Below are 23617 nucleotides of genomic sequence, written 5' to 3'. Positions count from 1 at the left end.
TTTTAAGTCTTTTTTAATTTATATCCTCTAAAACCGTTTTGGCATAGTGTTTATTGCCTTTGTTTTTTTCGCCATCTACGCCAACCCCAAAAGCTTAAGAGTATTAATACAATGAATGCAAAACCACCAAGTATGTAATAAACGGTTAATTCGCTGGCACGTTTCATCGCAATTTCTTTTTGGACGTTTTCTTCGATTTCACCTGAAGATAAGCTGGTAAACGTGCCATTTTGAAACGCTACTGCGAGATTTCCGGTGAGAAGTCCAAGTTTATAAGAATCGTTTAACAGGCCAAGCGCAAGCCCTAATTCTCTAGGTGAGTAACCGTAAAGGATGAGTTGCGTCAAACCTGCTTTTGTTTCTGGACTACGAATATTGATAAATCCAACATCCTGAATTTTGCTAAATGCATTGATAAAAATTGAATTATCAATTGCTCTCAGTGTCGGGTTTGATGTGGTGTTGAGATTATCAGTTAATTGTGACATGGTTTTTTTAAGAGTATCAATGACCGGGCTATTGGTGACACCCGCATCGAGATAAACCAGATTATGTGTCTTTAGGTTATCATTAAGAGACTGTGTATCGGTTATTTTCAGGGAAGTGTTGTTAGTGAGCATCATTGAAAAATCAATCATGCTTTTGATAAGTTGTTGGTCTTGATACACGCTGGGATCTGCCGGTAAAACCAGCAAAACGTCACCGTCCATAAGTGCAGGATAGGATTTAATCTGCGCACTAGGGGGGGTATCGGAGCTTGAAAATTGCAGGGTGCTGTTGTCATCAACAGTGCCCCACGCTTGACTTAAATAATCTCGAGTGCAAAAGGCTTCCGATAAGATAAGGGTGAATGTGACCGTGATGGTGTTTTTTCCCATTTTTAATTGTTTGGCGGGCAAATCCACTTCCATTCTATTCGTTTGGGCTGAATTGGGTTGCAGCACCGCACCATCAACTGGAAACCCATTAACAGAAATGCTGATTGTTGAGGCTTTGTCTTTTTGTAAAAAAGGGCTATGGCTGTAACTTAAAAGCAGTTTAACGGGCTGATTAGCGTATTGAGCGGAAAGATTAAACTGATAATTGAGCTGGCTTTGACCTGAACCAAAAATGATTGCATCGTTGTACCCCAGTTCTTTAAACGAGATTTTAGTTTTTGCTTTAGGCTCGGGCGTTGTTTGCGCTAAAGGTTCTGCAATAAAAAAATAGGGATTGTTTACCATAAAATGCATTTTGCGGGAGTTTATGGCTTCTACTGCGGTTAACAACCCGTCTTGATTATTTGCCGAAATGACCAAGGTTGGACTTTGCCCACTGGTGCGTAACCAGATGAATCCTTCTTTTTCGTGCAAGGGAGTTCCGTCATTTTTAACCCAGGTAGCGTTTTTTAATTGCAGTAGTTCGGGAGTACCTAATAATGAAAAATCAATGGATTTTGGTGTTCCAATAATAACTTTAGGTCTTTTCGTGTCCGATGAAAATAACTCCTTAATGGGGTGTGCATCAATTTCTACTCCACGCCAGCTCGCTTCCTTAGCCAGCACGTTAGAAAAATTAAAATAAGGTGCAAAGTCAGCAGCTTTTAGCTCGTTGGGAAGATAAAACGAAATTTTGTCTGGAAAAGGGGCATCTTTATGAATAAAAGGATAGGGGAAGTCTTTCAATCCCCAGCCTTTTTGCTGTTCTGTAAAATGATAGGTAATGGTAGAATTTCCCGCTAAAGTAACCCAATTGCCTGGATTTTCTGCATCTTCACAGACTTGATTGCTCAGTTTCAGGTAGGCTACAAGTCGAACGGTAGTGATTTTGGGCGTTATGTAGTTTTTAGGAATGGTCATTTTCCATAAAACAGGTTGATCTTTAGTGTTGTCGAGCTGCATGCTTTCTACAGGAGTATCGCCTACCATTAGAGTTAATGACGAGGCATTTTGCAAAAGAGGCGAGAATTCGATTAACAGATTTAAATCAAGACTATTGACCTGCCATTGTTCGGGAACAGGAATATAAAAAGTATAGGATGGTTTATTTCCCTCAAGCACCGCAGTGTCTATCTTTGACAATTGATTCAGAGTAAATGTTTCAACGGACGATAGCTCAGATAACTTTGAGGCATCTGCCGCAAAGACAAAAGAACCAAACAGACAACCAAGCAACAGGATATAAAAATCTTTTAATCTAATATTCATTATTTCTGGCTCGTCCATGAATTAATTGTTACTTTATACAGAATATACTAAAAACTCAAATGAGATAATTAGATGAGCAAAGCAAAATTAACAGGATATGTATTCCTGTTTCTTTGTATTGCAGGGATCATGATTTATTCTGCCTTGGAGAAAACACACTCTGTTCAGCGGGATATCCCAACTTTGTTCAATTTCTATTATACCTATAAAGACAGCGATCCTTTAAAAGCCAAAGAAGCTCTTGATCTAATTCTGAAACAGGATCCGACTAATAAAACAGCACTGTACGCTAAAGGTACCTGGTTTATCCAGCAGGGCGATACCCATTCGGCTTTAATTTTCTTAAAGGAATATAATACCTTGCATCCCAATGATGCGGTCATTGAGCTGGAATTAGCGAAATTATACATCATGCTGAATCAGCTTAATGAAGCAAAGCCTTTCCTTAAAAAATTAATCACATCCAACAAGCCAGACGTTAGAAAAAAGGCGACTGTTTTTTATCAGACCCTTTTTCCACAAGAAATCCTTCAAGTCCCCCAAACACAGTTAACTTCTTACATAGAACCAGTCTACATCAAACCCAAACAAGATTTTAAACCTTTGTATGCAAAGGTAGAGGAAATCATCAAGCTGCAGCCTGAATCCGCACGTCGATATTTGCTCATGATTCTTGCTATGGATCCTGAACAAAGGCAAGCTTATTTAAAACTGGGTTATCTGGAATTGCAACAGAATAACACCGATAGTGCGCTTGGTTATTTTCTTAAAGCGTACGCACTAAAGGCAAGTGCTCGGCTGGCATTACAGATTGGGTATCTCTATGCCTTGAAAAAAGACAAGGATAAAGCGCAATACTTTTTTAATTACTGCACGTTGAAGGGTAATGCACAATTAAAACAACTGAGTTCAAAAGCTCAGGAATATTTAGAAAACAATAATTTTGTAAATCAAAATGGTCTGATTGCAAGCATACCTCTTAGCCCAGAAGACATTCTGTGGAATCGTTTTTATACAACCAAATCCCTGCACCCTGAAGTCGCATTAAAAACCATCAATACGCTATTGGCCATGCATCCTGATGATCTACGCACTCTAAAAGAAGCAGCCTATTTTGCTGTAGCGCAAAAAAATACCCAATGGGCATTGGATCTCTGGTTGCATGCTTATCAACTAGAAAGCAATCCAGAATATGCTTTGAGCATTGCTTATCTGTACGATGCCCAGCAAAATAAACCCAAAGCCTTCCATTATTTTGATCTGGCTTCGCAGACGGCAAATAAAGACATCAAAACCAAAGCTGAATTGGCTATGACTAATATGGGGGGAAGTCAGTTTAAATTCTTGCCTAATCCTTATTTTGTTGAGTTTTACTCTGCGCCTTTTTATTTTAGCCGTTTTGATTTAGGAGTTTTACCGACTATAACTCGCGCAGGTATCACCTTAAACGAAACGCATCATACCGATGCTTATTTGACTTGGCGCAGAACCAAAGATAATCGCTCGGGAACGGCACAGGATTTACTGATTCAAAATTCTATTTCCCAGATTTTTGAGGATAATGTGGCCATATATGCGGTTGGTCTGCGTACTTATCCCTGGACGACTCTGCCGCTGCAATTATTTGTAGAGGCAGGACAAGCAGAAGATCTGGTTTACAGAAACAGACCCAAGTGGAAAAATGATCTTAGAGGCGGTTTGGTCTATTTTAATGCCTGGGGCGAACTTCCGACCTGGACGGAGCGATTGAGCTTTCCGTTCAAATGGATAGCTTCCCTATATGCTGATGTGATTTACTATTCTCGTTATGATGATAACATTATAGGAACATCATGGTTTCGGCCTGGGCTTAGAGTCGCCACTTTTCAAAGCGCATCGTTAGATTTTTATTTGGCGAATTATTTAATTCTTGATAAGAATAAAGAGTTTTATAATAACGTGTATGCTCTCGGTCCGGGAATGGCTTTTAAACCAACAAACAGGATTAATGTACTTTTGCGGTTGGAGTCTTTGCAAAACTACTACATACCAGTGAGTAGCCCAACTCCAAATCCTTACAGATCGAAATATTACAATAATTTGGCTATGGCTGAAATTTATTTTCGTTTTTAATCAACCATAATAAGTAACATAAACGGTGTTTTTAACTTTGAGTTGGCCATGCCTAGTGAATTTATTTTATTCATCTATTTTTTAATGTGGTATTTTCTGGTAATTCTGGCCTGCCTGTTTATTATTTCAGGAATTGATGATCTTTTTTTTGATGCATATTACTGGATAAGATACCTTTTTCGCTTGTGGAAAACCCGTCATTACAAACCACTAACCTACGAACAACTGGCAGCAAAACAAGAACAAATGATAGCAGTGCTTGTTCCTTGTTGGCATGAGGCTGGGGTTATTGCGACCATGCTTAAACACAATTGTTACTCAATTGATTATTCCAATTATTATATTTTTGTGGGCGTTTATCCTAACGATCCTGAAACCGTAAAAGAGGTTCAAGAGGTTGCCAGTCAAATTAAAAACGTTCAATGCGTTATTGGTGAAAAACCAGGGCCTACCAATAAAGCGGCAAATCTCAATGGCGTATATCAATACGTCAAGGAATTTGAAAAAACATTACCGTCTCCTTTTAGCATCTTTGTTTTTCATGATTCAGAGGATGTGATTCACCCTATGTCTTTTAAGCTTTACAATTATTTAATGCCTCGTAAAGAAATGATTCAAATTCCAGTATTTCCGCTGGTAGTGAACTATTGGAATTTTACTCATTGGCTTTATGCCGATGAGTTTTCAGAAATACACACCAAAGACATTGTGGTTAGAGAAGCGATTCAAGGTCACGTGCCCTCTGCGGGGGTGGGTACTGCTTTTTCACGCCATGCTTTAAAATTGCTTGAAGACCCTAACACCCATACGCCATTTGCCATAGACTCCTTAACCGAAGATTATAGGACTTCATTAGCCATTAAAATGCACGGTTTGAAGCAAATATTTGTTGCAGAGACTATATTACGCATGAAATGGCAACCTAGAGGCTTTTTTCGCAAAGGTTATGTCCAAAAGCCGGTACGAGAGTACATTGCAACCCGTGAATTATTTCCTTTAGAATACAAAAAAGCAGTCAGACAAAAAGCTCGCTGGATTATTGGTATTGTATTTCAGGAATGGCAGAGTACAGGATGGCCTAAGTCATGGATAATAAAATTTACTCTGGCACATGACAGAAAAGCCTTTATTACCCATTTTATTAATGGAGTGGGTTATTTTGTATTTTTTTTCTGGTTAATTTATTCTTTGTGCACTTATGCAAATCCTCAATATCCCTCTTTGCAAGAACAATTGAATTTGCACCCTTGGGTTTGGGATCTCATCGTAATCGTTACCTTTATCATGATTGAGCGCTTAATTCAGCGAATGATTGCCGTAAGAAGAGTGTTTGGGTGGATTCCCGCATTTTTATCCATCCCTCGCTCTTTTTATGGAAATATCTTAAATCTTCATGCTTTGATTCGCGCTTACCATGTTTATTATTACACCCCAAAAACTCAGGCCTCAAGCAAGCAACCCACATGGGATAAAACAGATCATCAATTTCCCGGTAGCCATCTCCTTACTCCCTATAGAAAGAAATTGGGTGATTTATTGCTCGAGAATAAACGAATTAGCAAGACTGATTTGGATAAAGCTATTATCGAGCAACATAAGACGGGTATGCTTTTAGGACAAGTATTGATTAAAATGAAACTCATAACAGCACATGAATTGCTGCAGTTGTTATCTACTCAGTACAAACTGGATTTAGTGGGTAAAAGTACGCTAAAAGACAATAAAGAACTTTCTATCCCTAAACAGTTGATTGATTGGCTGCTTGAACGAAATGCCGTTCCTGTTTCTTATAATGAAAGCAAGAATATTTTGACCATAGGTCTTGAAGATCCTACCAATGAGTTATTGATTGAAAAAATCATCAACCACGTCAGACCTTATAAAGCTTATTTTGTTCTAATAGACCCGGGCTCTTGAGTATTAGAATAGCTTTTCTTGCAAAAACGATACAATACGTTCAGCTGCGTGACCATCACCATAGGGAGAGACTCCCCGAGACATTTGGGCATAGAGTTTTTTATTCGTTAATAATTCATTAACCGTTCGAATGATTTCGTTTTGTTCGGTTCCAACCAAAAGCCCAACGCCTTCTGAAATAATGGCGGGTCTTTCGGTAGTTTTGCGCAATACGAGTACGGGTTTTTTTAAAGCGGGAGCCTCTTCCTGGATTCCCCCTGAATCTGTGAGGATCAACAAAGATTTATTCATCAAATGCACAAACTCACTGTAGTTGAGAGGCGGTAATAAGTGTATGCCGGGTCTGTTGTTAAGAAGTGAAAAAATATCATGTTGGACATTAGGATTGGGATGTACAGGTAAAATAAAATTAAGATCCTGGTGTTGATGGGATAGTTCAATAATTGCCTGACATATTTGTTTAATCTGTTCTCCAAAATTTTCCCGACGATGAGCGGTGACAATGATGATATTAGACCACTGTTGGAATGAGTTGGTGTCTGGAATAGAATCGAGCACCCAATAAAGCGTGTCTATCACTGGATTTCCAGAAACAATAATGTGAGCGGGATCTATGTTTTCTCGGATTAGGTTGTTCTTTTCTATTTCTGTAGGAGCAAAATGCCAGGTAGCCAAGGGGGCGGTGAGTATCCTGTTTATTTCTTCAGGGAAGGGTTCTCTGGAATTATAGGTACGCAATCCTGCCTCAATATGACCAAATGGAATATGGTGGTAAAAAGCAATTAAAGATGTAATAAAAACAGTGCTGGTATCCCCAGCTGCAAGCAGCGCATCAAAGTGATTATTTTTTACCAGAACATCGAGCTGTTTGCACAGGTTGCCCGTTAGCTCACCTAAAGATTGATTGGTTGTCATGCAGTTTAAATCTGCATCGGGTTTTAAATCAAACAGCGCTAACATGTTGTCTAGCAGACTACGGTGTTGCGCTGTGTTAATGAGAAACACATCCGCCCATGATGATTGTTTTAGCCTGGAAATAATGGGCGCCATTTTGATAAGCTCAGGCCTTGTTCCAATAACGCAGCCAATTACCTTCTTTTTTTGTTTGCTCATAAAATACGTCCCTTTGTCTGTCCTGACTTTAACTATAGTTTATTCCTGCTTTTTATCATGCACCACCTGCGATGATTTTTACAGTCCCTTTGTTATTTGTCTGGTTTGGAGTGAACACCTGGTCAGTATTTTCATAATATCCATAGCGTTATTAGAAACGCTAATTATAATATTAAATATTTTTAATTTTACTTATATCAGTTTATCTAATATATTTCAGCTGTGGCAAAATAATTTCTAATGGGGATTAATGTGAGTAATGTGTATTTAATTTTTTGTGGCCTGATGCTGGCTTGCCCATTTTTTGCGCTTTTCTTGTGCTCTGTTTTGACTCTGTCGAGCCAAATTGCGGCTCGATGTGCCGGATATTTAATGGGTGCAGGATTTTTGGTCGGAGTTGGATTGCTGTCTTATATCTCCTGGTTCAATGATTCTGTAACCAGTTTATTCATTACCATTAATCCGTTGAACGTGTTATTGAGTTGTCTGGTTTTGTTGGTTAGTTTTATTGTGCATCGATTTTCTTTGCGATACATGCACGGTGACAGACTCTACAGACGTTTTTTTCTTCTTTTGTCCGCATTGACCTTAACAGTACTGCTTATGGTTCTTGCTGATAATCTGTATTTATTTTGGGGTTCCTGGACATTGTCCAATGCGTTTCTTGTCATGCTGATGGTTCACAAAAAAGAGTGGATTGCATCCAGACAATCTGGTTTGTTAGCTTTTTATACCTTGGGATTAGGCAGTATTTTGTTACTGGTTGGGTTGATTTTATTGGCTGTAAGTGATGCTACATGTTCTTTAGACGTTGTGAATCAGCTAAAAACAGATCACATTTTCCTCCATTCTGTTTCATTAGGTCTCATTGTGGTTGCGGCACTCACCCAGTGTGGTTTGTTTCCTTTTCATCGTTGGCTCATCAGTTCCTTGAATTCGCCAACCCCTGTCTCTGCTTTAATGCATGCCGGACTGGTCAATGGTGGTGGTATTCTTCTGGTTAAATTCGCTCCCTTAATGATGGCGCAACAGGGATTGTTATATGTTCTTTTTATCGTGGGAGCAGTTTCAGCAATCTTGGGTACCGTTTGGAAATTAATGCAGCATGACATTAAACGAATGTTGGCGTGTTCTACCATGGCGCAAATGGGTTTTATGATGATGCAGTGCGGTGTGGGTTTATTTGCTGCGGCTATTGCCCATTTGTGCTGGCATGGTTTGTTTAAAGCGTATCAGTTTTTAAGTTCAGGTTCGGCAGTGAAACAGCAGAAATCAGCGGTCGTTGAGCTGCCTGCTTCTTTTATGATGGTCGTTATTTCTTTTGTTGGAGGTCTTTTGGCTATGTCTACTTTTGCCTGGGCAACCAACAAGTCTTTTACGATTTTTGATGCCAGCACTTTTGTTCTCTTTTTTGCCTTTATTGCTGGCTCGCAGCTGATGCTCACCTGGATTCGCACCTACCGAACTCTTTTTAGTGGAGTTACTGGATTAGTGCTTGCTGCACTTTCAGGGTTGATGTATGGCATGAGCATTCATTTGGTTGAATGCTTAATTCCAGGCATATCGACACTGCAAGCGCCACAGCTTTCAACCGTTCATTGGGTCATTATGAGTTTGTTTGGGTTTTTATGGTTAGCATTTAACTTCGGGCTGTATCAAAAATCAGGTCAATCAAAATTAGGATGCTGGCTTTATATGACTTTATTTAATTCAAGCCAGCCCTCTGCAAAAACGGTGACTGCTTTGCGCAGCGATTACAACTACTAAACGCATTAAGGAGAGTTTTTATGACCAGTGCAAAAATGTTAACGAGACGAGATAAATCTGAGACTGAAGTTAAAAAAACAGGAGCAACCCGGCATCAGGTTAAAACTACAGCTATTGAAATACAGGCTCTGGTGCACAATGCGGCCAAGAACATCGCCCCTGTTTGGCCTCTCGAAACGTTTATTGCGTGTAATCCATTGCAAGGCTTTGAATCACAATCTTTTGCAGATGCACTTGCTCAAGGCCAGTTCAGACGTCAAAGTGCTGAACGAAATCCTGGATTGGAAGACGTTAATCTGCAAATGATTAAATGGTGTGGTGGTTTTTTTGATGCAGGGCAGGGCAGTATTGATATGCCCTATCGTGACAAAGGCTTTTATTATGGTTTTTTAAAATTAGCGGCTTTTGACAAGCAGTTGCATCAAAATAAAAAAGAAGCGAAACAATGGCTCCAACAACTTCCTGAATCCGCAGAAGAGGCCATCAAAATCTGTCTGTTGCGGCTTAATGTGGTTTCGGGTCAAGAAGAAGTCTTTTTGTCACAAACATTGCGCTATCTTCCGGGTTGGGCGGGCTTTGTAAAATGGAAAACCGATTGGCAAAATGTAAAAAGACCACAAGAAAAACAAGTGACTCTTGCTGATTTTCTTGCCGTTCGCCTGGTTATTACCTGTTTGCTTTGGCCTGATGCAGCTAAAGAAAAAAAAAGTCACGCAGAAAATGGTTCTTTGGTGCAAAAAATCCTGGCGCAGTTACAACATAACGAGGCATCTTACAGGGAAAAATTATTAAACGTACTTTTGCCCGAGATAAAGAACGTCGGCGCACGTATTCCTCGCCAACAGGCTCAGTTAGTCTTTTGTATTGATGTTCGCTCTGAGCCATTTCGCAGAGCTGTAGAGTCTCTAGGACAATACGAAACATTGGGTTTTGCCGGATTTTTCGGTCTTCCTGTGCGTATTGATGAATTTGATAGTGATAAAAATAAGGAATGTTGTCCCGTTTTGTTAAAACCCAAATACTCCGTTAAAGAAATGCCCGCTGCAGCAAATAAGGATGATTTCGAGCGTTATCAGCGAGGAAAGGCATTTATAGGTGGGTGTAAAAATCTGTATACCCAGCTAAAGCAAAATATTTCAACTCCCTTTGCTTTGGTAGAATCCTTGGGACTTTGGTGTGGTTTGACTATGGCTCTAAAATCGCTATCGCCAACATTAAGTACCCGATCATTATCAGCCATCAACAGATGGTTCAAACCGGCTGTGCCAACCAAAGTGGCTTTTGAATTATGTGAAACCGATAAGGAGCAGGGTTTGTCCTTGCAAGAGCAAATTAATTACGCTGAAACGGTGCTGCGCTTAATGGGGCTGACATCTGGATTTGCCAAACTTATCATCCTGTGCGGGCACGGAAGCAGTACTGAAAATAATCCCTATGCTTCAGCCCTGGATTGTGGTGCATGTGGTGGAAATCATGGCGGCATCAATGCTCGATTACTGGCTTCTATTCTCAACAAACCAGAGGTGCGCAGGGGATTGGAAGACTGTGGAATGCACATTCCTTTGGATACAGTGTTTTATGGGGCGCTGCATAATACCACAACAGACGCAGTTGAACTTTATGCCGATGGTGTAACAAAAACGGTTTATCCAGAGCTGTTAGCTCAGTTACAAGAGGATTTAAAGACGGCACGTTGGATAACCAACAGGGAGCGTGGCGATAAGTTAAACAGTGATGCGCCTTGTGAAGACATTTTACGCAGAAGTATGGATTGGTCTGAAACACGACCTGAATGGGGTTTGGCACGCAATGCGGCGTTTATTGTTGCTCCCAGATCATTGACTAAAAACGTCAGCCTGGATGGCCGTTGTTTCTTGCACTCTTATCGTTTTGATGAAGACAGTGAAGGAACTCTACTTGAGACGATTTTAACCGCTCCTATGGTCGTAGCCGAGTGGATTAATACCCAATATTTGTTTTCTACCCTTGATAATGTGGCTTTTGGCAGCGGCAGTAAAGTGACTCATAATGTGGTTGGAACTGTTGGCGTGATGCAGGGCAATGGTAGTGACCTGATGCACGGGCTTCCCCTGCAATCAGTAATGAGTAGCGATACAGTTGCCTATCATCAACCGCAGCGCTTGCAAACTGTAGTTTATGCTCCCAAAGAGCTGGTTTATCAGGTCGTTAAAAAACATTCCATTTTGACCACTTTATTTTTAAATCAATGGGTCTTTTTGTTGGTGATAGATCCCAATGATCAGGGGGTTTATCAGTTGAGTCCGGCAGGCGAATGGCATTTGGTCAATTAGTATTGGGGAGAGAAGAATGAGTATTGTCAAAGTTCAAGAACGAAAAGACATAGGAATCAATTTACATCCTATGAAAAAAATTGAGATTATTGTCGCTGGCGATCAGGAGCATTTTATTACTTCCATGATGGAAGAGGCCTGTATTAGCGGATTTACGCTGATACGTAATATCTCGGGTAAAGGGCATCATGGTTTTCATGAGGGCAAGGTGATGTTCAACGAGAAATCTTCTTTGATTTTATTTATTGCTGTAGCACCTGAAGAAGAGATAGCTACTTTGGCTTTGGGAATGAAAACCTTGTTTCAGAATCAGTCTGGCGTTATGTTTGTCTCTGATGTTTCGGTTGCCAGGCTTGATTATTTTCATACGATGAATACGTGATCATGTATTATAAAAATCATTGTGTTTTATTAGCATCAAAACATCAAAAAGAGCAGGCAATCGCCCCGCCATTTGAGAAGGTTTTATCTTGTTCCTTAGAAGTGCTTGAATTTGATACCGATCAGTTTGGTACGTTTACAGGGGAGATTCCTCGGGTTCTAAGCCCTTATGAAACCTGTTTGCTTAAAGCCAAATCAGCAGCAGAACAGCACGGTTTTTCTTGTTCTGTTGCCTCTGAGGGAAGTTTTGGGCCTCATCCCTTATTACCTTTTATTGCCAGTGCTCAGGAAATAATGGTGTTTGTTGATAGGGAGCATGACTGGGTTATTGCTGAGCAATTAGTCAGTCAAAAAACAAATTACGCAATGCAAACGATTAATCAGAAAACCGATATTGAGCCTTTCTTGCATCAGGTTCAGTTTCCATCGCATGGATTAATCGTTCAGTTACAGTCTGACAAGCGTGTGCTTGCGAAAGGAATTAAAGACAGAGATCTCTTGTTTCACCATTTGACGGCAGGTTTTCAACATGATGATGAGCTTATTGTAACCACCGATATGCGGGCTATGATGAATCCTCTGAGAATGGAAGTCATAGGCGAACTGGCAAATAAACTAGCCTTAAGGATTGCTTGTGTTTGTACTCAATGCTCCAGTCCTGGATTTGGGTTTAAATCCACACATGGTGCACTTCCTTGTGCTTGTTGTGGATCTGCAAGTTCATTTTATGCTCAAGAGGTGTGGGGATGCATTACTTGTGATCATCAAGAGTACAAGATGCGAAAAGACCAGTTGCTTGAAGCCGATCCGGCTTACTGCAACTATTGTAATCCTTAGCGTTTTTTCTTTGCGCCCAGTGCTGTTAAGCGGGTTCGTGATGGGTTATGATGCCATTTTTTTTAAAAGAAGCACTTATGAAGAAAGGTTTGTTACTAATTAATCTGGGTACCCCAGATTCAACAAATAGTTCCGACATCAAGCGTTATTTGCGCCAATTTCTGACTGATGGGCGTGTCATTGATTTGCCGGCGCTGCTGCGTTATTTTTTGGTTTATGGATTAATCGTGCCGTTCAGATCCAAAAATACCGCCCATGCGTATCAATCAATATGGACCCCTCTAGGGTCTCCTTTGAAAGTATACAGCCAGGATTTAGCAAAGGTAATGCAACAGATTTTGGGCGATGAGTACACGGTGGCTTTGGGCATGCGTTATGGCAATCCATCTATAGAGCAGGCTCTTGGCGAATTAGCCTCATGTCAGGACATTACCGTTTTACCCCTCTACCCCCAGTATTCATCAGCTGCTACAGGTTCTTCCATAGAAGAAGTGATGCGTATTTTAGCTGCAAAGCAAGTGATTCCTTCACTGCGCATTATTCGTGATTTTTATAATCATCCGGCATTCATTACCTCCCAAGCGGCAATGGTTCAGGAGCATTTAACCAGTCAGCATCATGTTTTATTCAGTTATCATGGAATCCCTGAGCGCCATATTCTCAAAGGTGGATGCCAATCTGTATGTTCGCAAAATTGCCCATCAATAAACACCAATAATCAGGGTTGTTATCGGGCACAGTGTTATGCAACCAGTCTTTTGTTGGCACAGCAATTAAATTTAAACCCGGGTCAATACACCACATCATTTCAGTCACGATTGGGGAAAACGCCCTGGATAAAACCTTATACCGATGAGGTGTTGTCTGAACTAATCAAGCAAGGAGTTCAACATCTTATTGTGGCGTGTCCCTCCTTTACGGTAGATTGTCTGGAAACTTTGGAAGAGATAGGGATGCGCCTTAAAGAACAATGGATGCAACTCGGTGGCAAGGAATTTATTCTGGTTCCTTGTTTAAATGCCAATCCTCAATGGGCCAAAGCGTTGATTGACCTGATTCAATAACATCGTTTTCTTATTCTAAAAAGGCCTCTGTGAAGAGGCTCAGTTATTAAATAACAGACAAGCCTCTGATTGGTTTATCTCACAGAGGAACTGGCGCTGCTTGAGTCTGATCCTGGATTTGAGTAGGTTAATCTATCGTTTTGCTCATCAGGATTTAATAAAGACATTCCCGATTCCTCTCTTAGAGTCGATCTCAGTACTGTGTTGAGCATGTCATCAATTCCCCCGGCATCATCACTTGTTCTCTCAGATGGGTGGGTAAAAAATCGAGGGAATTCACGGGGTAATGCGGTTTTTATAAAGCTATTGTTGATTAATAACTCAAGATAACTGAGGAGATCCAGAGTTTCTTCATAGGCTTCTAAAACTCCTTTAATGAGATCTGTCTGTGACGCACTATGAGGCGTTGGCGTGGTGTGTTGCCTCGCTTCTATCAGGGCTTTTTTGAATTCAGGCAAAGTACCCCAACATCCTTGCTCATAAAATTCTCGGCCAAAATTACGCCTGATTTTTTTTTCTATTTTTGCTGTATTACTTAATTCAATACCATCAAGAGCGTTTAGTGAGGCAATCCAGAACATTTGCGCAGTCGCTCCTCTTTGTCCTGAAAGGGGCTGAACGGCCAATTCAATTAGTTGATGTAATAAATGATGGTCTCGTCCTTCATCTTTTCGCAAATCAATTCCATGTTCTTCTCGTGTTTCATGAAGGGCGGTTACTAGAGGATGTTCTATAAAAACATTAAAGTCATTTTCAATTAAACGACTCACCATCTGTTGATAAACCTGATCGCGAAACAGCGTTCCAACAAATTCCTGGACGCATTCATACCCCAGATCTGGAACTGGTTTTCCAACCTCAAGAGCTAAATGCTTTTCTCCTTTAGTGACCAGAATGTCCTGGATTCCGGCAGGTAAAGTAATTGTAACGGGTCCAACCCGGTTGGATTTAACGCAACCCCAAAGAATGTCGCTACCTTGACGAGTGTAAGGCAAAATACCGCAACGCATGGTGGGGACGGGATACAGTCCCTGTTCATTTTTTACTAGAGGTATAGGAGCATATTCTGAGGTACGATGAAGCTTTATGGTTTTGGGCATGTTTTCTCTTCCTCTTCTTAAGATAAAAAATTTTAGAGAGCAACATCCCTATCACCAATACAGATTTAGTGGTTTCATTTGGAACAATTTATTTTGGCATAAAGCAAAAAATGAGCATAGAGTAACATGATTTCTGCGGAATTAAAATTGTATTTTTTGTTCTAATTTTTATCATTTTTATCGACCTTAAGCTGGTAAAGCCTGGTGACATTGAAACAGCCCATCGCTGTTTATTCTCAACATAAAGAAAGCCCCTCATTATGTTAGTGTAAGTAGTTTGCCCATTTTTTGGTAAAATAATTAGCACTATTCTGGTGATGAATCTTCAATTAAGGATAAAAAAAGAGCAGCAAATATATTTAATATACACAAACTGTGGTATAGTACACCATTTTTTTTTGAATGGTTGATCTAAAAATGAAAAGATTGCTTGATGCGGTTAGGTCGGGGACGTTGGATGACGTCAAAGCATGCATAGATAAAGGCGCCGATATAGACTGTACGGATTTAAGCGGAAATACGCCGTTGATGCTTGCTGTTTTACGTCAGCATGTTGTTATTGTTCGTTATTTACTTACAAAAAAACCTGAACTGTTTAAAGGCAATAATAACCAGGAAATACCGATATCTGCTGCCATAGGAAAAGACGAACGCATTATTCGCATGCTGGTTACTCAACACGCAAGGGTTGAGCATTTGGCTGAAATCAACCGCACTGATTCTAAAGAGATTATCATCAACAAGCTGATTACAACCTTACTTTATAAAAGTAAACGTAATGGTTGGGATGATCAACATTGTATTAACCTACGGTATTACATCACTGCACTGGACTCTTCGTTTGAAGATATGAATGAAAAACAATACGAATCATACATTCGAACACAAGAGACAAAGCACCGTGATTTTTTTGGTTCCTGGTTATCGGACGATTCGGACTCAGAAGAGGAAAGGGAATTTCTTGCTCAACCAGCGAAAGACAGAGAGGACGCATTATCTGAGGCCCGGACTTATCAAGAGCATGCGCAGCGTAAGAGTCTTTTTTACCGGAAAAAAAACAAGAACAAGCAGCGTGGCGATTTAAAACATATCAGCGAAGCGTCACGTGTGTTCGAACTCGGAGAGCGAATGCAGGTTCATCATCCTCGGTCAGTGGATATGGATGATGTAAGGCGCGATCTCGATAGGCTTAACGAACTTATAAAAGCAGGAGCCTCAATAAAAGAAGCACAAAAAGCGGTAGTAACACAATTTAGAGTAGCGCAATATAGAGGTATCACTTATTTAACGTCCAAATGGAACAAGCCTGCTCGTGAAGGCCACAGAAAGGCCGATGAGCTTGGGCAACCACAGTACAGTACTTCAGTCTATAAGGCTGCTCGTATTGATATTTTTAGAGATTATGCACGGGGAAGGCGTTCTCTTGATGATCCAGATACTCTTAAAAGAGTAACCCGAATAGCCAATACCCTGCGTGAATTGTTATTAACTTTTCGTGAACCCCGTCCGATTACATGGAAGGGCTACAGCTACTCGACTTATGCGTATTTTTTACAAAATCTTTATACTCAAGCCTACGATAAATTTCATCTATTCATTTCGCAAGATCCCATGCTCAGCGAGATGCTCATTAACGATGCCAACCCATTTCTTTCTACTGGTGCTGTACCGCATCATGCCGATAAATATGCCTACGGTGCCAAGCCCTATAAAGGCCATAAAGACGAACGGCTTAGACCACGGTGGAATAAATCCGGTAGGGCCGAGCGCCCATATTCTGGCGCAGTTTATGTCTCCTTGCATCCACTGACAGATTTTGATGTAGACGGTCCTTTACATATTCCAACATTAACCTGGGATGCTGAAATTCGGCTCAGTAATGAATTGAATATTATTCCTGAAAAGGAGTCTTGTTTTCCTTCCTTTTTACAGGAAGGACGGGTTGTTCATAAACATATCGCAAAATATCCGTCATTTTCAGGGCCATACAAGCAAATTTATTTGGCAAAATACGGGATTGATGAAGCGCTTTACACTTCGTTACAGCAGATGTTAGAAGATGCTGCACCTCATACTGATGAAATGGTTGCTTTTAAACAGACTTTGGGTGAATGGTTGTGTGGATTTCATGAAGTACGCCTAATCGAAATAGCTCGTAAGAAAGCCGAAGAAGAGGACTGTGTTTTGATTTATCAAGGGATAGGAAAAAGCTTTACTTTGACCCCGCCTACTGATTCACCTCATTGTAATACCAGTGCGAATACCGATGCAGTTAAAGCACCAATCAAACAAAGAGAGAGGTTCCGTAAATTAATTGCTCGAGGCACTGGCGAAAAGATTTCTCGCCTGACCAATCCAAGAGACTATAACCAACTGTTTAAAAAACTTGACCCTGCATTACTGGACTCTCACGGATTAAGTAGTGTCCATGAAGATCATAATGAGATGCTCTCATTACCCATGGCATTTGCGCTTAATGCTTTGAAGCACAAACGCTATTTCGCTTTGGACTACATGTTGCGTAACCCGTATTTTAGCAAATGTTTAAATAGCCCGTATCATTCTGTGAATACTGACAGGCTTTTAGGTGCATCTTTGGTTCATTTGGCATTAGAGAATAGAGATGAAAAGGCGATGAGGCTTTTCATGCGATACGATACTTTGCGGTTTTGGATGTGTAATCAATCGGTTATACATCGTTTTGCAACGGAAAAAACCTACGAAAAAATATCACCTCTTGCATTAGCGATTATTAACAATCAACTAAGCATGGTTGGTTTAATGTTAGCCAGTAAGCGATTCAACCTGAAAGAAAAGGTATCTTGTGTGAGTGAACGAACTTTTGTTGCAGCCCAGGATGATAATTTTGTTGCTTTGTGTTCTGATGATAGTGAATACGAGGATGTAGCAGAAGAATCCTCTTGTCTGGAGTTGGAAACCATCTCAAAAACATCAAAAGCCAGTTTAGTGCAATTAGCTATTGAGTACGCAAATCCTATAGTGGTGGTGATGCTTTTGATTGCCAAAGCCCCGGATGCAGTTAAGGGACGACATCAAGAGCAGGAGTTGAAAAAAGCCAGACAAACGCAACTGATGTTGTTTTTTTCAAGATTACCTAAAAACGAGGAATCTTTGTTCACTGATTCTCAATGTTTTAGAGAGCTTGGCTTGAGGAATTGATGAGTCGCTTGCCAACCCTTAGCGAATCACTAATAATGAACCTAGAGAATAAACTCAAGGATTGCATCATGAACAAGAAGTTCCTGAAAATAATAACTACGGTTTTGTGTTCGTTATTTTTATCAAGTGAAATGCCTGCGGGTTATGCGTGCACACGTGCCGTGTATTTAGGCTCTGATAATTTGGTTATTACTGGCCGTTCTATGGATTGGAAGGAAAGCATGCAGTCCAGTATCTGGGTTTTGCCAAGGGGTATGAAACGCAGTGGGCTGGCAGGAGCCGGCTCACCCGAGTGGACATCAAAATACGGCTCAGTAGTGACCTCTATTTATAATTTTGCAACAGCTGATGGAATGAATGAGCGAGGATTGGTGACCAACATGCTGTATTTGGCAGAGTCGGACTATGGAGGTGCCAAAGAGGGGCATCCTCCTTTGTCAGTGAGTATTTGGGGGCAATATGTGTTGGATAATTTTGCGACGGTTAATGAAGCCGTAGAGTCCATGTCCCAAAATACCTTCCAGATTATTGCGCCTAACCTGCCTGATGGAACAGCCAGTACGGTTCATTTGTCCTTATCGGATGCAAGCGGTGATTCTGCTATTTTTGAATACATTAAAGGCGAACTGGTTATTCATCATGGCCGTCAATATCAGGTAATGACCAATTCCCCCGCCTACAGTAAACAATTAGCAATCAATGAATATTGGCAGGATGTTAATGGTTCGGTGTTTTTACCGGGAACAATGAGAGCCGCCGACCGATTTGCCAGAGCTTCATATTTGATTCAGTCTATTCCAAAACAAGTGGATAAAAATTACATTCAGAGCGTGCCTGAACAAGCGTATACTTATCAAGCAGTTGCTGGCGTTTTAGGTGTTATACGCTCAGTCTCTGTTCCTTTGGGTATTGCCGATCCGGGAAAACCTAATCTTGCTTCAACTATTTGGCGTACTGTAGCTGATCAAAAAAATCGTGTTTATTACTTCGACTCTTCAACTTATCCCAATATTTTTTGGGTTAATTTAAACAAAATCAACTTTGCTTCAAATGCTCCCGTGCTTAGCCTTGCAGTTGAAGAGGGTGTTTTTTACGCTGGAGAAGTATCCAAGCTGCTAAAACCCACCCAACCTTTTAAATTCTTGCCTGCCCAATAAACCATGTTAAATCGTTTGGGCTAATAGACAGTTTGGCTTAAGGCTTAGTTATGGTTTCTCTGGAATATTCCCGGAGCAAAGCCCGGCAAGCCTTACCCGAGCTATACTGTGCTTATTTGTTCCTCACTTAATAATTCTTTAATACATTTTGATGTATTATATCATGAGTATTTTTTGTCTATACTGAATTTGAATGGCCCACCTTTTTTGAAGAGGATTTAATAATGTGGAAATGGCTTAAGCAACAATTCACTAAAATCAAGAATTTTTTTGTAGCTCTGTTTCGACGAGAAGATCCTGTGGATGTCTCTGCAGCGAGTGACGCCTCTGTGTCTGAAGGCGGCACTGCGCAACAAGATAGCCCTGATGCAGCTCAAGATAGCCAACAAAACCATTCATCAAGAACTATAAACAAAGCGCTCGGTGAGGCTAACAATCCCATTATTCAACTTAAAAAAAACATGTTAACTAATGTTGAAGATGCAAAAAAATTGTTGCTAAGAACTGATTTAAAGGATCATTTGAGCCCCGAGGAATTATGCGAATTAATTCACACGCATCGCTCCAGCTTAGACATAAACTTTATTGAATACCGTCTTTATGCAAATAAGATTTCATTATTAGAACTTGCTCACCATTCAGCAAAAAACGCATTGTTGTTATTAAAGAGTCGTTTTTTAATTTTATTTAAGGCGGATGAGTTAGCACGTATTTATGATACCCATGCTCAGGATCAGAATTTTTATTCTGCTCTTATTGAATCAAGCAAGAACAATACACAATATCCCAATCAATCGTATATACCCCCAGTCTCCTTTATTTTAGATACTGCGCGCATAGAAAAGAATTCTATTCAGGTCATTAAAATCATTGAACAAAATCCTATCCTTAGAGATTTATCAGGCTTGAGATTAAATCCAAAACCGGAAAAAGTAAATTATCATGGAGCTGGTAACTTTTCTGTGCCTGAAAGTGCCGCTGTGCAGCAACATAGAGCCAGTGCTGATGCGGCGCCAGGTGAGGCTTCCGATCCCATTAGTCAACTGAAACAAAATATGTTTACCAATGTTAGAGATGCTGCAAAATTATTCCAACGAACTGACTTAAAGAAGCATTTGACACCGGAACAACTGTGCGAGTTAATATACATGCACCGCAGAAATTTAGACCCACGCTTTATTCAACAAAGCCTTAAAAATAACCAAGTTTCATTTTTAGAGCTTGCTCAAAATTCAGCAAAAAACGCATTATTGTTATTAAAGAGTCGTTTTTTGCGTGTATTCAGGGCAGATGAATTAGCACGTATTTATTATACGCATAGACATGATCAGGATTTTTATTCTGCACTGGTTGTAAAAAGAGCGCCTGAAATGAGCTATCCTGATGCAGAACACATACCGCCTGTTTCTTATATTTTAATTAATGCGCACAAAGAAAAAAAACTGGAAACTGTTTTTAATATTATTCGACAAAGTGCTACCCTTTTGTTCATTTTTTATAATGAGTGCAATCAACAACCAAATAATAAACCCCGTCAGGCAGCTGCAGAAGTACCCAAAATAAATCCTTATGCAGTTTTGGGCTTAAAAAGAGATGCAGATGATAAGGCGATAAAAAAAGCATTTCGTGAACAAGCTCGTTTGTTTCATCCAGATAAATGTGAATCTGTAGCTGGTAACCGCTTCAAAGCTGCTAATGAAGCGTATCAGTGTTTAATGGATCCTGAAAAAAGACGGGCTTGGGATGAAGCACACCCAGAAGAAACATCAGCACCTTCTGTCAGACGCTGAGGTAGAAATTAAAAAAAATCAGTGATGGACGCACCGATATGGGTGAACTACATCACATACAAAGAATAAGGGCACAAGCAGTGCCCTTATTCTTTGTATCCGCCTTGTAAAACAGTTTGAGCTGCTTTATCTAAAGCGTGGTGAGGGTGATGAGAAAGGAGATGACTCTAGTCTATCCAATTGTTCGACAATAAGCGCCAATGCAAATAATTTATCAACAGTACGCTCCATAATCGGCGCATAATTGGTTCTAATAAAAATATGCTCAGACACGTTATTTTGAGGCTTGATATGACGGGATGAAAATTCAAAATCGATGTTAGTACTGGATTTGAATATCTGGTGTTCAAGCTGAGATTCTTTGTTAAATACTCGGAGCAATTTTTGAAAAAATTGCTCCAGTGGTGATGGTGTAACAAAAACAAATTGAGGAATACTTTTTTCCTCCATGGGCTTGAAGGTTTTTGCTGCATCTAAAGAATTAAAAAAGAAATATTCGGCCGGGAATGGGGGAGTAGGTCTATAAAAATTGTATTTGTTATTGGTTTTTTGAAAAGAATGAGTTTTGGATTCTTGTGTTTGCGTTTTGGGGAAATCGTATTGTCGGTTTTGCTGTGATGGTCTTTGTCGTTGTTGTTGTTGTTGTTGTTGTTGTTGCGATGCTTGTGCGGATGCCTGGGATTCAATACGAACCCCCTTCTCGTCAATTCTGCCTTCATCATATTCTTTGCGTTTTGTTGCATCCTTTAAAATTTGATAGGCATTATTCAATTCCTTAAATTTTTGTTCAGCTTCTTGCTTATTTTCAGTATTTTTATCGGGGTGCAAACGAAGTGCCATTTTTCTGTAAGCCTTGGCAATTTCAGCTCCGCTGATGTTTTCATCAGTAATTTCCAGTATTTCATAGAGTTTTTTTGGCATAACCTTCCCCTGTTTGTAGATTTACAAAGAAACGATCTTAAATAATCAATTAGTAAAAACATAATACAAAAAGGTGCTTATATCAAGCATTTTGATTTTTATTTGATCTTTTGCGCCTGTATACGTTGCTACAATAAATCCAAAACAATTTTTTAAAATGGGGGATGATTTTTCTTTAAACAGGATATCCCCACTAAAAACCGGGTCAGAGAACCCGCTAGTTCAGTGGTTTTTTGTCAGACATGAAGAATTTTTTTAGATGTTTTATTTCCTATAGACCGTTGGGTCTTTGATTCCTGCGTCGATAAACCCTTTTTTTCTGAAAGAACAACTATCGCATGTTCCACAAGCAGCTCCGGTGTCTGGATCAGCATTATAACAGGATACTGTCATAGCATAATCAACACCATTTTTTATTCCAAGCTCTATAGTTTGAGCTTTAGTTAGGTATAAAAGAGGGGTGTGGATGGATATTTTCTTGCCTTCAACTCCATCCTTAGTCGCCAAATTAGCCAGTTTTTCAAAGGCTGAAATATACTCAGGTCGGCAATCCGGGTATCCTGAATAATCAATAAAACTAACTCCAAGAAAAATGTCATGAGCGCCTATGCTTTCAGCGTATCCAAGTGCAATAGAGAGAAATATAGTATTTCTCGCCGGTACGTAGGTGACAGGAATAGTATTTGAGTTATTTTCCAAAAAATCAGGCACATGAACATCATCTCTTGTTAAAGCCGAACTGCCAAACATATCGTTGGGTAGGGTGATAATTTTATGTTCCTTAACTTTAAAATATTCGGCTATTTTTTGAGAGGCATTTAATTCGGCAGCATGCCGTTGTCCATAGTAAAAGCTTATTGGATGGCATTCATAACCATTATTTTTTGCATAGGCAAGAACAGTTGTTGAATCTAATCCACCGGAAAATAATAAAACTGCTTTTTTCATAAATTATACCCTTTAATAATCCCAATATTTTGATTCATTATACTTGATGTAGGTTGAATCGAAACAAAACAGGTTAAATTGTGTATTTCTACGGTCAATATGAATACAGTTGATATGAGGTTGTTATTATTATTGATTCATCACCTCTCTTCTGAGCATGGCTTTTGTCTCAGGATCTTAAGTTGGCCCTGTCTTGACTTTTGATCCAGTATTTTCTGTTTAAAACGCCTTGAGCGACGCTTCTTTTGCCGTTTTAGTTTTTCTAGTCTTTGCTGTGCCCGGCTTTTTTCATCGCTGACCATTGCATGGATTTTTTCACAGAGACGCATTCTCGCAAAATAACGATTACCCTCACGGCTCCTGGACTCCTGACATTTTATTTCAATGCCAGACGGAATATGCTTCAAGTAAACCGTCGAAGCCGTTTTATGTAGTTTTTGCCCCCCCTTACCACTACCTATAATAAATTTTTCAACAACATCACTCTCGTAAATACATAATTTTTCCATCCACTCTACTAACTTATTTTGTTTATCGCTATTTACCATCGGGAAGGCTCAAATTGTTGAAGTAATTTCTTTATTCTTAAGTCTATCAATTAAATTACAGAATGGAAGTACGAATAGATGGCAATAAAAGACGGTAAGAGCCAGGAAATATTAACAACCTGAGGGTTGAGTTATGTCCTTGAGGTACTGGAAGTGTCGCCGTTTAAATCAACGTATTTAATCGATTTAAGTTGCCGAATCAGATATTTTTAAAGTGATATTAAAAATTGTATTTGACTCGAATAGTTTTTATTGATTAATATGGCGTCGGAATGGAAACTATG

General features: G+C 39.8%; 16 protein-coding genes. 10 read left to right on the top strand and 6 right to left on the bottom strand.

The window, feature by feature from the left end:
• Window positions 1-50 precede the first annotated feature (50 nt).
• A complete protein-coding gene (locus tag Lwor_RS01055; protein ID WP_058491931.1) occupies window positions 51-2186 on the bottom strand; it encodes a cellulose biosynthesis cyclic di-GMP-binding regulatory protein BcsB in 2136 nt (711 codons plus the stop codon).
• A 72-nt stretch (window positions 2187-2258) separates the two neighbouring features.
• Between Lwor_RS01055 and Lwor_RS01050 the strand changes: the two genes are divergently transcribed.
• Both Lwor_RS01050 and Lwor_RS01045 read left to right on the top strand, forming a co-directional pair.
• Entirely contained in the window at window positions 2259-4298 is a 2040-nt protein-coding gene (locus Lwor_RS01050; RefSeq protein WP_058491929.1) for a tetratricopeptide repeat protein, read from the top strand.
• Window positions 4299-4346: 48 nt separating this feature from the next.
• Entirely contained in the window at window positions 4347-6215 is a 1869-nt protein-coding gene (locus tag Lwor_RS01045) for a glycosyl transferase family protein (protein WP_058491927.1), read from the top strand.
• Between the two features lie 3 nt (window positions 6216-6218).
• On the opposite strand, the gene wecB is transcribed toward Lwor_RS01045, so the two are convergent.
• Window positions 6219-7328 (bottom strand): non-hydrolyzing UDP-N-acetylglucosamine 2-epimerase, encoded by a 1110-nt coding sequence (gene wecB, locus Lwor_RS01040; RefSeq protein WP_058491925.1) that lies wholly within the window; start codon window positions 7326-7328, stop codon window positions 6219-6221.
• A 252-nt stretch (window positions 7329-7580) separates the two neighbouring features.
• On the opposite strand from wecB, the gene Lwor_RS01035 reads away from it, so the two are divergent.
• The 5 genes from Lwor_RS01035 (at window position 7581) to hemH (ending at window position 13689) form a co-directional block, all read left to right on the top strand.
• On the top strand, window positions 7581-9095 hold the full coding sequence (locus tag Lwor_RS01035) for a proton-conducting transporter transmembrane domain-containing protein (RefSeq protein ID WP_058491922.1): 1515 nt from the start codon (window positions 7581-7583) through the stop codon (window positions 9093-9095).
• Window positions 9096-9115: 20 nt separating this feature from the next.
• The gene (locus Lwor_RS01030; RefSeq protein ID WP_058491920.1) at window positions 9116-11407 is read left to right on the top strand and encodes a DUF2309 domain-containing protein; all 2292 of its coding nucleotides are present in this window, start codon (window positions 9116-9118) and stop codon (window positions 11405-11407) included.
• Between the two features lie 16 nt (window positions 11408-11423).
• Complete coding sequence (locus Lwor_RS01025; protein WP_058491918.1) at window positions 11424-11789, top strand: P-II family nitrogen regulator; 366 nt, start codon at window positions 11424-11426, stop codon at window positions 11787-11789.
• Between the two features lie 2 nt (window positions 11790-11791).
• Complete coding sequence (locus tag Lwor_RS01020) at window positions 11792-12625, top strand: DUF6671 family protein (protein ID WP_058491916.1); 834 nt, start codon at window positions 11792-11794, stop codon at window positions 12623-12625.
• 77 nt (window positions 12626-12702) lie between these two features.
• Entirely contained in the window at window positions 12703-13689 is a 987-nt protein-coding gene (gene hemH / locus Lwor_RS01015) for a ferrochelatase (RefSeq protein WP_058492206.1), read from the top strand.
• Between the two features lie 74 nt (window positions 13690-13763).
• Here the strand turns inward: hemH and Lwor_RS01010 are convergent, their stop codons facing one another.
• Window positions 13764-14789, bottom strand: a complete 1026-nt coding sequence (locus tag Lwor_RS01010) for a hypothetical protein (RefSeq protein ID WP_058491913.1) — start codon at window positions 14787-14789, stop codon at window positions 13764-13766.
• Between the two features lie 417 nt (window positions 14790-15206).
• Here Lwor_RS01010 and Lwor_RS01005 point away from each other — a divergent pair, with 417 nt between their 5' ends.
• From Lwor_RS01005 to Lwor_RS00995, 3 genes are all read left to right on the top strand, one after another.
• On the top strand, window positions 15207-17969 hold the full coding sequence (locus Lwor_RS01005; RefSeq protein WP_058491911.1) for an ankyrin repeat domain-containing protein: 2763 nt from the start codon (window positions 15207-15209) through the stop codon (window positions 17967-17969).
• Between the two features lie 68 nt (window positions 17970-18037).
• Window positions 18038-19126, top strand: a complete 1089-nt coding sequence (locus Lwor_RS01000; protein WP_058491909.1) for a linear amide C-N hydrolase — start codon at window positions 18038-18040, stop codon at window positions 19124-19126.
• Window positions 19127-19350: 224 nt separating this feature from the next.
• Window positions 19351-20916, top strand: a complete 1566-nt coding sequence (locus tag Lwor_RS00995) for a J domain-containing protein (protein ID WP_058491907.1) — start codon at window positions 19351-19353, stop codon at window positions 20914-20916.
• Between the two features lie 126 nt (window positions 20917-21042).
• On the opposite strand, the gene Lwor_RS00990 is transcribed toward Lwor_RS00995, so the two are convergent.
• From Lwor_RS00990 to Lwor_RS00980, 3 genes are all read right to left on the bottom strand, one after another.
• Window positions 21043-21837, bottom strand: coding sequence for a J domain-containing protein (locus Lwor_RS00990; protein WP_058491905.1), 795 nt, complete (start codon window positions 21835-21837; stop codon window positions 21043-21045).
• Window positions 21838-22101: 264 nt separating this feature from the next.
• The gene (queC, locus tag Lwor_RS00985; RefSeq protein WP_058491903.1) at window positions 22102-22785 is read right to left on the bottom strand and encodes a 7-cyano-7-deazaguanine synthase QueC; all 684 of its coding nucleotides are present in this window, start codon (window positions 22783-22785) and stop codon (window positions 22102-22104) included.
• 140 nt (window positions 22786-22925) lie between these two features.
• Entirely contained in the window at window positions 22926-23333 is a 408-nt protein-coding gene (locus tag Lwor_RS00980; RefSeq protein WP_058491901.1) for a peptide chain release factor family protein, read from the bottom strand.
• Window positions 23334-23617 lie beyond the last annotated feature (284 nt).

The sequence above is a fragment of the Legionella worsleiensis genome, assembly GCF_001467535.1.
GTDB lineage: Bacteria > Pseudomonadota > Gammaproteobacteria > Legionellales > Legionellaceae > Legionella > Legionella worsleiensis.
Note: the sequence above shows the minus strand (reverse complement) of the source record. Positions and strands in the feature narration are given on the sequence as shown.

Bases quoted from the DNA above. Each gene is read 5' to 3' on its own strand.
- Lwor_RS01055 (WP_058491931.1), bottom strand. From the start codon at position 2,186: ATGAATATTAGATTAAAAGATTTTTATATCCTGTTGCTTGGTTGTCTG.
- Lwor_RS01050 (WP_058491929.1), top strand. From the start codon at position 2,259: ATGAGCAAAGCAAAATTAACAGGATATGTATTCCTGTTTCTTTGTATT.
- Lwor_RS01045 (WP_058491927.1), top strand. From the start codon at position 4,347: ATGCCTAGTGAATTTATTTTATTCATCTATTTTTTAATGTGGTATTTT.
- wecB (WP_058491925.1), bottom strand. From the start codon at position 7,328: ATGAGCAAACAAAAAAAGAAGGTAATTGGCTGCGTTATTGGAACAAGG.
- Lwor_RS01030 (WP_058491920.1), top strand. From the start codon at position 9,116: ATGACCAGTGCAAAAATGTTAACGAGACGAGATAAATCTGAGACTGAA.
- Lwor_RS01025 (WP_058491918.1), top strand. From the start codon at position 11,424: ATGAGTATTGTCAAAGTTCAAGAACGAAAAGACATAGGAATCAATTTA.
- Lwor_RS01020 (WP_058491916.1), top strand. From the start codon at position 11,792: ATGTATTATAAAAATCATTGTGTTTTATTAGCATCAAAACATCAAAAA.
- hemH (WP_058492206.1), top strand. From the start codon at position 12,703: ATGAAGAAAGGTTTGTTACTAATTAATCTGGGTACCCCAGATTCAACA.
- Lwor_RS01010 (WP_058491913.1), bottom strand. From the start codon at position 14,789: ATGCCCAAAACCATAAAGCTTCATCGTACCTCAGAATATGCTCCTATA.
- Lwor_RS01005 (WP_058491911.1), top strand. From the start codon at position 15,207: ATGAAAAGATTGCTTGATGCGGTTAGGTCGGGGACGTTGGATGACGTC.
- Lwor_RS01000 (WP_058491909.1), top strand. From the start codon at position 18,038: ATGAACAAGAAGTTCCTGAAAATAATAACTACGGTTTTGTGTTCGTTA.
- Lwor_RS00995 (WP_058491907.1), top strand. From the start codon at position 19,351: ATGTGGAAATGGCTTAAGCAACAATTCACTAAAATCAAGAATTTTTTT.
- Lwor_RS00990 (WP_058491905.1), bottom strand. From the start codon at position 21,837: ATGCCAAAAAAACTCTATGAAATACTGGAAATTACTGATGAAAACATC.
- queC (WP_058491903.1), bottom strand. From the start codon at position 22,785: ATGAAAAAAGCAGTTTTATTATTTTCCGGTGGATTAGATTCAACAACT.
- Lwor_RS00980 (WP_058491901.1), bottom strand. From the start codon at position 23,333: ATGGTAAATAGCGATAAACAAAATAAGTTAGTAGAGTGGATGGAAAAA.